The sequence below is a fragment of the Rossellomorea sp. DA94 genome, from assembly GCF_029834455.1.
Classification (GTDB): domain Bacteria; phylum Bacillota; class Bacilli; order Bacillales; family Bacillaceae_B; genus Rossellomorea; species Rossellomorea vietnamensis.
The window spans coordinates 634,949-648,153 of record NZ_CP122397.1 but is presented as its reverse complement, the minus strand read 5'-3'; the positions used below and the strand labels follow the sequence as shown (position 1 = coordinate 648,153).

Annotated in this window: 13 protein-coding genes; 3 read left to right on the top strand and 10 right to left on the bottom strand. The window is 47.6% G+C overall.

From position 1 onward, the window contains the following. Positions 1-9: 9 nt before the first annotated feature. The 3 genes from P8596_RS03275 to P8596_RS03265 form a co-directional block, all read right to left on the bottom strand. Complete coding sequence (locus P8596_RS03275) at positions 10-1,509, bottom strand: malate:quinone oxidoreductase (protein WP_279725857.1); 1,500 nt, start codon at positions 1,507-1,509, stop codon at positions 10-12. 395 nt (positions 1,510-1,904) lie between these two features. Beyond that, positions 1,905-4,313: an MMPL family transporter gene (locus P8596_RS03270; RefSeq protein WP_279725855.1), complete on the bottom strand. Its 2,409-nt coding sequence runs from the start codon at positions 4,311-4,313 to the stop codon at positions 1,905-1,907. Further along, a complete protein-coding gene (locus P8596_RS03265) occupies positions 4,310-4,762 on the bottom strand; it encodes a MarR family winged helix-turn-helix transcriptional regulator (protein WP_060671363.1) in 453 nt (150 codons plus the stop codon). The genes P8596_RS03270 and P8596_RS03265 overlap by 4 nt, the downstream gene beginning before the upstream one ends. A gap of 183 nt (positions 4,763-4,945) precedes the next feature. On the opposite strand from P8596_RS03265, the gene P8596_RS03260 reads away from it, so the two are divergent. Both P8596_RS03260 and P8596_RS03255 read left to right on the top strand, forming a co-directional pair. Further along, positions 4,946-5,638: a GntR family transcriptional regulator gene (locus tag P8596_RS03260; RefSeq protein ID WP_279725854.1), complete on the top strand. Its 693-nt coding sequence runs from the start codon at positions 4,946-4,948 to the stop codon at positions 5,636-5,638. Further along, positions 5,635-6,252, top strand: coding sequence for a sterol desaturase family protein (locus P8596_RS03255; protein WP_279725853.1), 618 nt, complete (start codon positions 5,635-5,637; stop codon positions 6,250-6,252). The genes P8596_RS03260 and P8596_RS03255 overlap by 4 nt, the downstream gene beginning before the upstream one ends. A 38-nt stretch (positions 6,253-6,290) precedes the next feature. On the opposite strand, the gene P8596_RS03250 is transcribed toward P8596_RS03255, so the two are convergent. The 3 genes from P8596_RS03250 to P8596_RS03240 are packed head-to-tail and all read right to left on the bottom strand — an operon-like array spanning position 6,291 to position 8,794. Next, complete coding sequence (locus P8596_RS03250) at positions 6,291-7,382, bottom strand: ABC transporter permease (protein WP_254652998.1); 1,092 nt, start codon at positions 7,380-7,382, stop codon at positions 6,291-6,293. Continuing rightward, positions 7,379-8,305 (bottom strand): ABC transporter ATP-binding protein, encoded by a 927-nt coding sequence (locus P8596_RS03245; protein WP_254652997.1) that lies wholly within the window; start codon positions 8,303-8,305, stop codon positions 7,379-7,381. The genes P8596_RS03250 and P8596_RS03245 overlap by 4 nt, the downstream gene beginning before the upstream one ends. 60 nt (positions 8,306-8,365) lie before the next feature. Next, positions 8,366-8,794 (bottom strand): DUF6526 family protein, encoded by a 429-nt coding sequence (locus tag P8596_RS03240; RefSeq protein ID WP_254652996.1) that lies wholly within the window; start codon positions 8,792-8,794, stop codon positions 8,366-8,368. 230 nt (positions 8,795-9,024) lie between these two features. On the opposite strand from P8596_RS03240, the gene P8596_RS03235 reads away from it, so the two are divergent. After that, entirely contained in the window at positions 9,025-9,216 is a 192-nt protein-coding gene (locus P8596_RS03235; protein WP_279725851.1) for a hypothetical protein, read from the top strand. Between the two features lie 46 nt (positions 9,217-9,262). Here P8596_RS03235 and P8596_RS03230 read toward each other — a convergent pair whose 3' ends face one another. The 4 genes from P8596_RS03230 to abc-f all read right to left on the bottom strand — a co-directional run bounded on the left by P8596_RS03230 (position 9,263) and on the right by abc-f (position 12,979). Then, complete coding sequence (locus tag P8596_RS03230; protein ID WP_279725850.1) at positions 9,263-9,688, bottom strand: RND transporter; 426 nt, start codon at positions 9,686-9,688, stop codon at positions 9,263-9,265. 56 nt (positions 9,689-9,744) lie between these two features. Then, positions 9,745-10,617, bottom strand: a complete 873-nt coding sequence (locus P8596_RS03225) for a helix-turn-helix domain-containing protein (protein WP_279725849.1) — start codon at positions 10,615-10,617, stop codon at positions 9,745-9,747. A gap of 103 nt (positions 10,618-10,720) precedes the next feature. Then, positions 10,721-11,164: a hypothetical protein gene (locus P8596_RS03220; RefSeq protein WP_279725848.1), complete on the bottom strand. Its 444-nt coding sequence runs from the start codon at positions 11,162-11,164 to the stop codon at positions 10,721-10,723. A 186-nt stretch (positions 11,165-11,350) separates the two neighbouring features. Further along, positions 11,351-12,979 (bottom strand): ribosomal protection-like ABC-F family protein, encoded by a 1,629-nt coding sequence (abc-f, locus tag P8596_RS03215; RefSeq protein WP_279725847.1) that lies wholly within the window; start codon positions 12,977-12,979, stop codon positions 11,351-11,353. Between the last annotated feature and the right edge of the window lie 226 nt (positions 12,980-13,205).

The following is a 13,205-nucleotide window of genomic DNA, read 5'->3' as shown; positions in this document are numbered from 1 at the left end:
TTCATTCACTTAACTATACGCAACCTCTTTATCCCTCAAACCCAACGCCTTCGCAGTTGACGTATGGATTTCCCTGAAGAGCTCAGGATTTTCACCCAATGCCACTCCATAGGAAGGAATCATTTCCTTGATCTTCGGCTCCCACTCTTTCATGTGCTGCGGGAAGCATTTGTCCAATACCTCCAGCATGACGTGAACGGCTGTGGAAGCACCCGGAGACGCACCAAGCAGGGCTGCGACTGAGCCATCAGCGGAGCTGACCACTTCCGTACCGAACTGAAGGGTTCCTTTGCCTGCTTCGGTGTCCTTGATGACCTGCACACGCTGGCCGGCTACGACGATATCCCAGTCTTCGCTCTTGGCGTTCGGGATGAATTCGCGCAATTCTTCCATGCGTTTTTCATTGGACAGGAGAACCTGCTGGATCAAGTATTTGGTCAATCCCATTTCCTTTACGCCTGCAGCAAGCATGGTGAAAAGGTTATTCGGTTTGACCGATGTGATCAAATCCATATTCGAACCCGTCTTCAGGAACTTCGGTGAGAATCCTGCAAATGGTCCGAACAGAAGGGATTTCTTGTTATCGATGTATCGGGTGTCAAGATGCGGAACCGACATCGGAGGAGCTCCGACCTTGGCTTTCCCGTACACTTTCCCGTGATGCTTTTCGATGACCTCAGGGTTATTACACACCATGAAGAGTCCTGATACCGGGAATCCACCGATCTGCTTCGACTCAGGGATACCTGTTTTCTGGAGTAACGGAAGACTTCCGCCACCGCCGCCGATGAAGACGAACTTCGCCGTATGATATTCCATTTTGATGCCGTCGATATCATGGACCTTTACTTCCCATGACCCGTCGGATTTGCGTTTGATATCTTCCACACTATGGTTGTAGTTGATCTCGACGCCTTTATTACTCAAATAGTCGAACATTTTGCGGGTCAGCGCCCCGAAGTTGACGTCCGTCCCTGAATCGATCTTTGTCGCTGCGATCGGTTCATCCGATTCGCGGCCATCCATGATCAGAGGAATCCATTCCTTCAATTTTTCCGGATTATCAGAGAATTCCATGCCTTCGAAGAGTGGACTCGCTGACAGCGCTTCCAAACGTTTTTTCAGAAACCCCACATTTTCTTCACCTTGAACCATGCTCATATGCGGGATCGGCATAATGAATTCCTGTGGTTGACCAATGAGATTGCGGTTGACGAGATAAGACCAGAATTGTCTTGAAAGTTGGAACTGTTCATTGACTTTGATTGCTTTCGTAATGTCTATAGATCCATCAGGCTTTTCGGATGTATAGTTGAGCTCGCATAGTGCAGAATGTCCGGTTCCGGCATTATTCCATTCGTTCGAGCTTTCTTCCCCAGGCTTCGCGAGCTTTTCAAACACTGTGATTTCCCATTCCGGCGCCAACTCTTTCAGGATCACTCCTAAAGTCGCACTCATGACACCAGCACCAATTAAGATAACATCTGTTTTCTTCTGTAAGCTGCTCATTATAACCTTCCTCATCCACTATATTTGCAGGCGCTTTCAATCCAGCACCTTCATGTGTCTAAAAAAAACCATACCATCTTCTATTATAATGATTCATAGGGTAAAATATCTAGTATTATCTGATTATTATAAACTATTTTGTGAAAAAACAAAAGTGAAAATAGTGTCATGAATGCTTGGTGATAAAGGTTTGGAAGTACCTCCACACCCTCTGAACCCTTATATGTCAAAGGGAAACCCGACAACATCAGTAGAGATTCTGATTAGTTTTCCAGAAAAATATTTTTTCCTATTAATCGAACTAAAATTCAGAGTATTTCGCCTGTTTTTTTTACCAAAACTAGTCTTTTACTCAAAAGACAGCCCGTTCACTAATAGAACGGGCTGCTCTCCATCTACTTTTCCTTCTTCGGTCGGAACGGCCACCACACTCCATTACCGAAGGACACGGTCATCGCTGGTATCAATAGTGGCAGGACGATCAGTCCATACAGAAGCAGTCCGGTTATGACGATTGTCGCGATCTGCACGAGACTGAGTACCCCTGACGGCACCATGGCCCCAAATGTACCTGCGAGGATGATGGCCGCGGTGATGATGACGGTTCCCATCTTCGCCATCGATGCTTTGATGGCATCGGTCACCGCCATGCCTCCTGCCGACTGTTCACGGAAACGATCCATGAGGAAGATCGAATAGTCGACCCCGAGGGCCACGAGCATAACGAATCCGAAGAACGGAACGGCCCAGCTGATGCCGTCATATCCAAGTCCCTCTACGAAGATCCACTCAGCTACGGCAACAGACGTGAAGTACGTCAGTAGCAGGGATCCGATCATGTAAAGCGGCATGATGAAGGATCGGAACAGGATTGCCAGGACCACAAACAAACTGATGAGCATGATCGTCACCGTCTGGGTGAAGTCACTCGTCGAGATATCACTCAGATCCCGGTTGATGCTTGAGACTCCTCCGATGGCGACCTCGGTATCTTCAAGAGGCGTATCCTTGATGACCCGTTCCGTCGTTTCATTGATGCGGTCCACGGTGTCGATGGCTTCCGGTGAATACGGATTATCGGACAGGGTGACTTCAAGCTTCAACCCTTTTTCTTCTCCAAAAGAATACCGGTCGATCACTTGGGCAAATTCTTTATTTTCCAATGTACCCGGTGGTAAGTATAACCCGGTATCGCGGATAGTCTCGCTGTCACTCATCCCCTGAAGCTGATCTCCAGCCTGATTTAATCCGCCTGTGATCTGGTTCAGACCGTCCAGTGGATTCGGAGCTTCCGGTTGAGGTGCCTGACCCTGACCTGCTAAGGCTGCCTGCTGGCTGAGCCCTTTCACGGCCTGATCGAGACCATCAGCCGCTCCGTTCACCCCTTCAGCAATCTTTCCAAGCTGGTAGTCCGCATTGAATTCTTCTATCGCATCCCCGGCAGGACGTGTGATGGAACGTACACTCTTCACCCCGTCGACTTTTGCAAGCTCTCGGCTCAATTTTTCTACATAAGGGACGGCATCCTCGGTCACAAGCTTCTCCTCGCTTGAAAGCAGAACCTGGACAGGAAGGGAATCCCCTTGACCGAATCCATCTTCAATCGCCTGTAGACCTTTTACTGAATCATAGCTGTCCCCGATTTCATCCACCGTATTGAAGGACAGGGCATCGTCGTATGTGAATAAAAGTGGAACGGTGATAACCGCCACCACTGCCATGGACAACAGTGGACGATTGACGGAAAGCTTGCCCATCCATGCCCATAACTTACTGTCATTGTGAGAAACGGATTTCTTCGAAGGCCAGAACAATTTTTCCTTTAAGGTCGCCATAAAGAACGGCATGACGGTGCTTAACACCAATAACAGAACCGCGATCCCCACCGCCACGGCTACAGCTGATTTAAAGATTGGGAAATCGGCAAACCCGATGGCGAAGAACCCGATGAACACGGCGAGACCGCTTATGTAAAGCGTACGTCCCGCGGTCTTATACGTGCGGATGATCGCCTCATTGATGGGCTGACCTGCACCCAGCTCTTCCTTGAACCGGCTCAGTAACAGGATGCAATAATCCGTCCCGATCCCGAACAGAATGGCCACAAGGAAGATCTGCGTGTAGTTTGATACGGGAAAGCCGAACCAATCGATGAAAAATGCGACGATTGATTGACTGAGTAAATAGGTGATCCCAACGGCCACTAACGGAATCAATGGGGTGACAATCGAACGGAATACGGCTAATAACAGGGCAAAGATCAGCACGACCGTAATGATTTCCGTCCGTTTCAATCCTTCCTGCGCGCTTAGGTTGACATCATTATTGATGATGGCTTCCCCCGTCAGGTAAACGGATGACTCGCCTTTCAGGATGTCTGATTTAATGGAATCAGCAAGCTCCACCACTTCCTCCTGTGTTCCGTCAACGGTGATCGGAACAAGGACGGTCTTTTTGTCTTTTGAGACAAGCTGGGCTTCCAGCTCCTTGCTTTCAAACGGATCGAGGACGGAACTGACCGGGTCCCCAAGCTCTTTCAGTTCATCTACATTTGACGCAATGTCTTTCTTCGCTGAATCCGTCAATTTTTCGTCCAGTGAATACACAAGGGATATCGTTTCCTCCCCTGCCCCGGCGTCATTCAGCATTTCCATCGCTTTCTTTGACGCGGCATCTTCAGGGAGTTGGAATGTCCCCGCATCTTCTGCCTGCTTCGACAGGTTGGGCGAAATCATAAACAATAAAACCGTTATAATAAGAAGGCCGATGGTAACCGGCCACTTGAATTTGATGATGGATTTCATCCTTTTTCACCCTCCAATTTCAAAATCGATCTGATTTTCCTGAACATCGTCAGGAATTGATCCAGCTCCTCGTCCTTCACGTGATCGGCGAATAAGTCTTCGATATAAGCATAGACCGCTTGATCGGACTCGGTTACGACCCTCTGCCCATCCTCCGTGAGGCATACAAGCTTGCTTCGCTGATCTCCTTCCGCCTTTACGATTTCGATGAGCCCTTTCTCTTCAAGCCTCTTCAACCGGTTCGAAATCGCACTCTTATGAACCCCCTGGAGCTCGGCGATCACACCCCCTGCAAGCGGACCATTCTTATTGACAAGCTTCAGCACCTGAATCTGTTCAGGTGAATATTCCTGCCACACATCAGCCTTTACATTCTTCAGCACCCGATCTGTTCCGAATACCATGACATCCTCGAACAGCTCGACTGCTTCAATTAACCGCTTATCCAACTAGTTGACCCCCTAAACTAATTATTCTAATTTATAGTTTAGGGGGTCAACTAGTTGGAGTCAAGAAATAAGGTGTTGAAAATTAATTTTAAATTTCAGAATTTATTGACAAATACATCTACTAAAATCATATAATGGTATTACCATAATAAAAATTGGTCTTACCAATCAGGAGGTACCTACATGAAAGAACGTTCTTCGGATCTCATCGCTCGGGACATTACACGATCCATTTTGGCAGGATCTCTTGAGGTGCAGGCACCTCTTCAATCTGAGAGGGAATTGGCTGCTCAATACAAAGTCGGCCGCCCCACCATCCGCGAAGCCCTGCAGCGACTGGAAAGGGACGGTTGGATCACCGGACGCAAGGGGATGCCTGCTATCGTGAATGATTACTGGGAGCAGGGGAACTTGATGACGATTGTCACCATCCTGCAGCACGAGGAGGAGATTCCGGATGAATTCATCGTCCATATGCTACAGCTGCGGGTCTCGATAACACCTGCTTATTTCAAGGATGCCTTGGAGAACAGCAGGCTGAAAGTTGTTTCCCTCTTTGCCTCGTTCGAGGATATCCCGGACGAAGCCAATGCCTATGCGGAATTCGACTGGCAGATCCAGCACGGGGCCGCCATGCTGTCGCCGAACCCCATTTATCTCTTGATCCTGAACAGCTTTAAGGATATTTATATCAGGATGGCAGAGAAATACTTCTCAGAATCCGAACACAGGACCGCTTCACGTGACTATTACAACAGACTTCTGGAATGGATATTGGCCGGGGACATCCAACAAGCCGGGCAAACCATCCGGGACATGATGGAAACAAGCATTACGCTTTGGAAACAAAAAATGAATGGAGGGACGGAGAAATGAAGGAGAATCGATTGTATCGGGATTTCTTTTTACACTTTGATATTTTAGTCATGGCGGGCATTTTTCTCGTGGTACTCGGATTTTTGTTCACTTTGGAGCTTTCCCTATTCAGCTTGCTATTTTTTGCCGTCGGGATCGTCACCTACATGTTCAGCGAATACCTCACCCACCGCTTCCTCTTTCATATCAAGGCACCGAAGAATCCTTTTCTACTGTATTTAATCAAGCGCCTGCACTATGATCACCATAAGAAGCCGAATGACTTGAAGCTCCTCTTTCTGCCGATCTGGTACAGCGCACCCAACCTCTTTGTCCTGTGCCTGTTGTTTTACTTCATAACCGGATCCATGTCATTTACCCTTGCTTTCACTACTGGGATCCTGTTCATGTTCTTTGTGTACGAATGGAAGCACTACGTCGCTCACCGGCCGATGAAACCTAAGACGCGCTTTGGCCGCTGGCTTAAAAAGACGCATGTCCTTCATCATTATAAGAATGAGAACTATTGGTACGGGGTCTCCACCCCATTTGTCGATGTGTTGTTCGGAACCTATAAAGAAGGAAGCGACGTGGAGATGAGTGAGACGGCGAAGGATTTGGAGAAAAGGGCATGAAAAAAGTCCAATCGGGTTGGTCCGATTGGACTTTTTTTCTATTCCCACTTAAACACATAACTGGCTAAAGCAAACCCACCAACGAGCCACGCTCCAAGGATCAGCGTCTCCGTCCCAAGCTCCAGGAACGGTGTCCCGAGATTCATCGTCTCCCGCAGTGCGGAACTGAGGTGAGCGATCGGCAAGACCTTCACGATAGGCTGGATGATGTCCGGCATATCGTTGATCGGGAAGAACACCCCGCCTAGAAACAGCATAGGGAACGTCACGAAGCCCGCAATCGGCCCCGCACTTTCCGGATTCTTTGCCATCCCCGCAATGATGAAGCCGAGGGACATAAACGCCAGGGTCCCGAGGATGATGAAGAAAATCATTGCAAACCACGAGCCGGCCACGTTGATGTCAAAAATAAGATCGGCAATCAATACGACCAGGAGTGCCTGCGTCCCGTTCAGCATCAGGCGGGCCGTGATCTGAGCCGCGATGAAGGTAGAGGCCTTCAGTCTCGTCCCCTGCATACGGCGGAGGATTCCACGCTCCCGCCACGCTGAGATCTGACCGGCCACCCCGTTCATATTGTTGCTCATGATCATCATGGCGACAATCCCGGGAACAAGGAAGTCGACATAGCGAATGTTCAATGCTTCGATCCCGACTTTTTCCACCGTCACGACAGGCTTGTAATCGACAAGGTCCTTACTGTATTGATCGATGATCCCATTCACAACTGTAAGTCCAAGCTCAGCGGTCGCCAGGTTCTTTTCGTTATAGTAAACGGGAATCGAAAATGGTTCTTCCCTTGCCGTCACGTTTTCACCGTATCCTTTCGGGATTGTGATCAGAAGCTGGATATCGCCATTTTTCACGGCTTTTTTCCCCGTTTTGATGTCATCAAATTTTGCTGTTTCGATTCCATCATTTTTTAAGAATAAGTCCTTTAAATCCTTTGAGGAATCGGTTTGATCATTGTCGACCATCCCTACCGAGAGCGAAACCGAGTCCCCTCCCCCTGCGAATGAACCGAGGGCAACCATCAGGATGACCGGGAAAAGCAGGGTAAAGAATAATACTTGCTTGTTTCGTGCAAAAATCCGTAATTGTGCCAGTGTCAGCTGCCAATACGCTCTCATGATTCCCTCAGCCTCCTTCCTGTCATATGAATGAAGACATCCTCGAGCGTCGCCTGACGCGTCTGGAGGTCCTCGATCTTCAAATCATGCTCTGTCGACAAGGTAATCAGGGAAGTCAACGCCCTTTGCAGCTCATCGGTGTAAAGCTGGACGAATGTATCCTTGATGGCGACATCTTCCACTCCATCCATCTTCATGAACCAAACTTGCTCAGGAGGATTCTCCAGATGGAATTCGATCGTACTCGTTGACTGCAACGTTTTCACAAGATTCGTCGGCGTATCGAGGGCGATCAGCTCCCCCTGGTCCATGATGCCGATACGGTCGCAGAGAACATGGGCTTCATCCATATAGTGAGTCGATAGGATCACCGTCTTTCCCCGCTCCTTGAGTCGAAGCACAATATCCCAAAGCGTCCTCCTTGCCTGAGGATCCAATCCCGTTGTCGGTTCATCGAGGAACACAATATTTGGGTCATGAATCAGGGCCAGGGCAATCGCCAGACGCTGCTTCTGGCCACCTGACAGTCCCTTGATCCGGTCCTTCCGCTTCTCCGTCAGCAGCATGTCCTCAATCAATTGATTGATGTCCACATTCTTCGGATAAAAGCTCGCATATAAATGGAGGATCTCCTCCACCTTGAGCAGTTCAAACAGCGAGGTGGACTGAAGCTGGACCCCGATCACTTCCTTCACTTTATTCACATCTTTTTTCACGTCAAATCCGGCTAAGCTTGCCGTCCCCGCGTCCGGCTTCCGGAGTCCCACGAGCATCTCGATCGTCGTCGTCTTCCCGGCCCCGTTCGGCCCGAGCAATCCGAAGATTTCCCCCTTCTCCACCTGAAAGCGGACTCCCTTCACCGCCGTAAAGGAACCATATCTTTTCACTAACTCTTTCACATCCACCATGATTTCGTTCGGCATAACGAGCCTCCTTCTAAAAAAACGTAACCGCCCATGAATGAGCGGTCCAATCCTTGTTGTTTATACGCGATGATGATCTGCACGCCAGTTCTGCACAGCTTTTTTAATCTCATTGGGTGTTAAGTTTTCCGCCAGTGTCCGTTCGACCAGCACCGGAAATTCTTCATCCGGAGCAAACCTGAGTGCGATGATCTGCTTCAGGGATAGTCGACCGTCAAGGTCTTTACTTGTTAACCGATAATAACGGAATTGCTCTTCCGTACGGATAACACGATCCTGCACCTGAAGGGCATACGTCCGGAGCCTCACCCCGACCAGGATCAATGTGATCACGACTAGGAGAACGATAAAGCTAAGCAATGTCTCCGTGCCCACATTCTTCACGAAAAATATAATCGTCAAAATAAGGGTGACAAGGGCTGACAGGGCGATCCCTACATGAAACACCGGATCGACCTTGCTGTGATTTTCATAGTTTTGCTGTTTCATATGTACCTCCTGAGGGTGATAGATTCATTATATACCAGATGGCCTACGGATAGGACCGTCCTGTTAAAAATCATATTCGGAAATATCTTGAGGTATGCGGAGGACAAAAGGAATGCCTTACCCAGAATGATCATCTATATTTTTCCATATCATATATGGTACGATAGTAATAGATATGACAAGAGTTGGAAGTTCACCTGCTTTTCCTATTAAAAAAGGAGGTTGTGCTGATGGTTTGGTTATTTGTTTTGATTCCCTTTTCGTTCATGGTTGGAGTCGTCATCGTGGGCAGCATTAAGGAGAGATACTTTTCACAAGGGTACTTAACAGGGGATTGCTATGATACCCATAAAAACGAAGGGTATGAGGCGTATTGTCGTGGGCAGTCCAATCATTTGAAGTTTTGGACGGGGGGACGTTAGTGATAAAATGGTTACTTTTGGGCTGTGATCAGGCCCTTTTTTTGGTTCATTCTTCGCGACGCCTCAATCCCCACTTTCGTGCACCGAACGCATAAATAATGATCATCAATAACCCTGCCACCATGGCCATGAGTAAGCCCACGAACCCGATCAGACCAGCCCATCCAACCGTCGTCACTTGAAATAAAAAGGCATACCATACCCCACCCACTATCATCGCAAGTGGAACATTAAAAGGAAACAGCTTCTTCCATCCGAGAATAAGGAGAAGGGTAATGCACCCCAGAATCAAAGCGAAGATGGTCTCTGGCTGTTCCCACTGAACTCGAAATCTCGATTGTCCCTCTGTTTCTTGTTCCGGTGTTAAGTTTTTTAATTTGGTGAGGGTGCTCCCGGCAGAAACGAGACCAGCTAATGTCATCACTCCAAACAGGGTCCAGTTTATCGTCTGTACTTCTTTTCTTGCATTCATCAGATCCCCTCCTATTTATGATGTCGGAATGGAACCTCCCGTAGACACAACTCCCTCTACCTTACAAGCTCCATCTGTGATTCAGACATTCTCTCCAGTTCTTCATCTTCCATCAATTGAGACACCATCCTTGCTTTTTCAAAATAGCCTTTGGAAAGTTCATTCTCTGATTGATCCCTATACACCCTCCCCATTTGAAAATATAACTCTCCCATACCGTAGAGGATTCTATTTTCACGGCACTCCCTGATTCCGTTTTGAGCAAATAGAAGTGATTCCTCCAACTCTCCATTCAAATACAAGGAACGGGAATAGTTGTAATACACCTTGATCAATAATTCCTTATCCCGGATGACAGGCAGCCGATTGATATAAGTCAGGATGTCTTTATACATGGAGTGTGCTTTATTCAGATCCTTTCGTTCAGTATGTATATTCGCCTTCGTTAAATAGATTTCGATTTCCTTCTCGGAGTGACTCTTTAAAGTGGTATGCCTCATGGAGAGTGCCTCATCCAGAAGCATTAAGGCCCGATGGAAGTCATCGTGAATTTTATAAAAATAGATCGCTTCATACCAAAGCAGCTGCTGCCTGTTCCCACCATGTACAAAAAGAGGGTTGCCCCGCTCATGATTGACCAATTCTTTAATCTGCTCATAGTTCTTCTTCTTTAAGGACTCGCTTAATTGCAGGAGAACCTCCTGTACATAGTCTATGCGGGGAATATAGACGCTTTCAAGGAAATAATTCATATCCACCCCAAGCCTCATGGATAATCGATACAATAGGCCCGCCGACGGAGAAAGATCGCCGCTTTCAATCCTGCTTATAAACGATTGACTGCAAATATTCTTGCAGAGCTCCTGCTGGGATATCCCGAAATGATTTCGCAGTTCCTTGATCTGCACCCCAATCCTGCCTTCCTGCACCTGCCTTCACCTCCAAACCGATGACTCTCTTCTTCATTCGGCTATCAATATAGAAATCCCTTCCAAATACGCAAAAAAAGCATCCGGTTCTGGATGCTTTTGTTCATTCTTTCATCGAAGCCTTGGCCTTATTTATTTTATATTCCGAGACCTGAACGAGCCCGATGGAATCCTCTTCTCCGTCACACCCTTTCAAAGAGATGAACCCGCTCCTTTCTTCGATTCCGTCGCAAACCGCACTCCTCTTTTCTTCCCCGGCCCCGGTCTTCAATACATAATTCACTTTACTTCCATCGTACGCTATTTCATTCACACTTATCTGGTTGTTGAAAAAGTTGGATACCGTCACTTCAGATTCTTTTTTCTCCTCTACCCCGTCTACGAAACGCAATAATTTGTCCAGATTGGTTACTTCCCCTTCTTCATCCACGATCGTGTCACCATTGTCAGTCGCTTCCTTCACGGTGTATGCATCAGCTTGTTCTGTATTCGAACACCCTGCAAAGAGTAAAGAGCCCGTTAGGAACATAAAAGTCATTCTTCGCACGATTTCCCCATCTCCCATCACATTCATTTATTTGAGTATAGTTGATTTGGAAAATAGGTGTAAATCTGTTTCATGAGTTTCCTTCCAATTTTCCTTGACATGAGCTTCTATTTCCAAGTGGTTTCGTCGCAAATTATGAAGATAGTAATAAAATACAAGCACCCGGCCACTGCCGGATGCCTCCTCTTACTTCAGCTCATTCATCCGCTTAGTCAATTCGATAAACTTCCTGTCGAGTTCTGCATATCCCTCATCTCCCGGCACCATAAAACTGAGGCGCCCCAGCACTTCCTGCCTCTCCGTCTCGAGTTTCATCCGCTGTTCTTCTTTGTCATCCCGCTCAGATGCCGGCTCATCCAACTCCTTCTTGATCGTCCCGTTATCAATCACAAGCTTGATGTCCGTCGTTTTCTCCAGAAAATAGCGGTCATGGGTGACGATGATCAGAGTTCCGTTGTACTCTGAAAGAGTTTCCTCCAGCTGTTCACGTGAAGCGAGATCCAAGTGATTCGTCGGTTCATCCAGTATTAAGACATCCTTTTCCTCCAGAATATATTTCATCAGCTTGATCTTCACCCGTTCTCCCATGCTCATATTTCGGATCGGTTCCTTCCAATGAGACGTCTGGAATCCAAGATGCTTCATTAACGTCTGGACTTTCCCTCTTTCCGCGAAAGTTTCTTTATGAAAAAGCTCTCCCGGTGGCTCGTCAAGGGGCAGATCGAACACTTCCTGGGTCAGGTATCCGATCGTGGCAGACGGCGACATCCATACATCCCCTTCTGCCGCTTCCGCTCCCAGGATGATCTTCAGCAGTGTCGTTTTCCCGCATCCGTTCTGTCCTGTGACCGCAACCTTTTCCCCATGCTGGATGGTAAAATGGACGTTCTTGAATAAGGTCCGTCCCTCAAAGGATTTTTTTAGATTCTTCACTTCAAGGAACCGTTTCCCTGTTTTGTGTGTGGGTTGGATGCTGAAGCGGACGTTATGTTCTTCTTCTACCTCTGTCACCTTTGCTTTCTCTAGTTCCTTCTCCAGGCGTTTTTGCTTGGATTTGACCTGGGTGTCCATGCGTTTTGCTTTGACGCGGTAATGTTCTTTATACCCTTCCTGTTTCGTGGACTCCGCGTGGGCTTTTTTCGACCAAGAGGTGAGTTCTTTCATCTGACTCTCGATCCGCTCTACCATTTTCTGCTGTTTTTCATACTCCCGCTGCTGAGTCAGCCTCCGCTGTTTCCGTGCCTCCATATAACTGGAATAATTCCCGTTATGTTCAATGAGCTTCTTACCTTCGATGGACCAGATCTTCGTCACAGCCTCATCCAGGAAATAGCGGTCATGGGAAACGAGAAGGATGGTCCCTTTGTAGTCCCTGATCTGTGTGGTCAGGAATTTCAGGCTTTCTTGATCTAGATGATTCGTCGGCTCATCCAATAACAGGAGGTCACCCTTTTGAGAGAACCCGTTGGCGAGTCTCGCCTTCAGCTTCTCTCCCCCGCTCAACTGCTGAAATTCATGCGTCGGCACCTGCCATTTCTCCCGCAGCTTACTTTCAGAAGGGGTCAGTCCTTCCGAAGAATAGGTCTCCGTTTCCTGCTCCACCATGGTGATGGTTGCATCCCGAAGCCATTGAATCTGCCCCTCCGTTGGGGTCCGTTCACCTGCGATCAGTTGCAGCAGCGTCGACTTTCCGGCACCGTTATGTCCGATGATCCCGATGACCTCCCCTTCCTGCACGCCGGCATTCACCCCTTCAAAAATCTTCCCGTCCATCACTTCATAGCTTATATTCAATAGTTTCATCAATTCTCTCATACCATCTTCCCCTCTCTTCAAAAAAGGGAGAACAAAAAAATCCTCCCAATGGTTCTGGAAGGATTAGCACTGCGCACAAAGAAAGCCATGAATGATCAATAGCTAAAAAACATGTATAAAAAATGGGCAGACTAATCCTATTTAGGTTAATTTGAAATATGGAATTTCAAACGTCTCGAAAATAAGATTAGTTCTTCATCGTCCACCCATCACTCCTGTCATAATT

What these genes read in the sequence shown, in the direction of transcription:
- P8596_RS03250 (WP_254652998.1), bottom strand. Translation starts at nt 7,382, where the DNA reads ATGAGAGCGTATTGGCAGCTGACACTGGCACAATTACGGATTTTTGCA.
- P8596_RS03230 (WP_279725850.1), bottom strand. Translation starts at nt 9,688, where the DNA reads ATGAATGCAAGAAAAGAAGTACAGACGATAAACTGGACCCTGTTTGGA.
- P8596_RS03235 (WP_279725851.1), top strand. Translation starts at nt 9,025, where the DNA reads ATGGTTTGGTTATTTGTTTTGATTCCCTTTTCGTTCATGGTTGGAGTC.
- P8596_RS03260 (WP_279725854.1), top strand. Translation starts at nt 4,946, where the DNA reads ATGAAAGAACGTTCTTCGGATCTCATCGCTCGGGACATTACACGATCC.
- P8596_RS03245 (WP_254652997.1), bottom strand. Translation starts at nt 8,305, where the DNA reads ATGCCGAACGAAATCATGGTGGATGTGAAAGAGTTAGTGAAAAGATAT.
- P8596_RS03270 (WP_279725855.1), bottom strand. Translation starts at nt 4,313, where the DNA reads ATGAAATCCATCATCAAATTCAAGTGGCCGGTTACCATCGGCCTTCTT.
- P8596_RS03255 (WP_279725853.1), top strand. Translation starts at nt 5,635, where the DNA reads ATGAAGGAGAATCGATTGTATCGGGATTTCTTTTTACACTTTGATATT.
- P8596_RS03275 (WP_279725857.1), bottom strand. Translation starts at nt 1,509, where the DNA reads ATGAGCAGCTTACAGAAGAAAACAGATGTTATCTTAATTGGTGCTGGT.
- P8596_RS03240 (WP_254652996.1), bottom strand. Translation starts at nt 8,794, where the DNA reads ATGAAACAGCAAAACTATGAAAATCACAGCAAGGTCGATCCGGTGTTT.
- abc-f (WP_279725847.1), bottom strand. Translation starts at nt 12,979, where the DNA reads ATGAGAGAATTGATGAAACTATTGAATATAAGCTATGAAGTGATGGAC.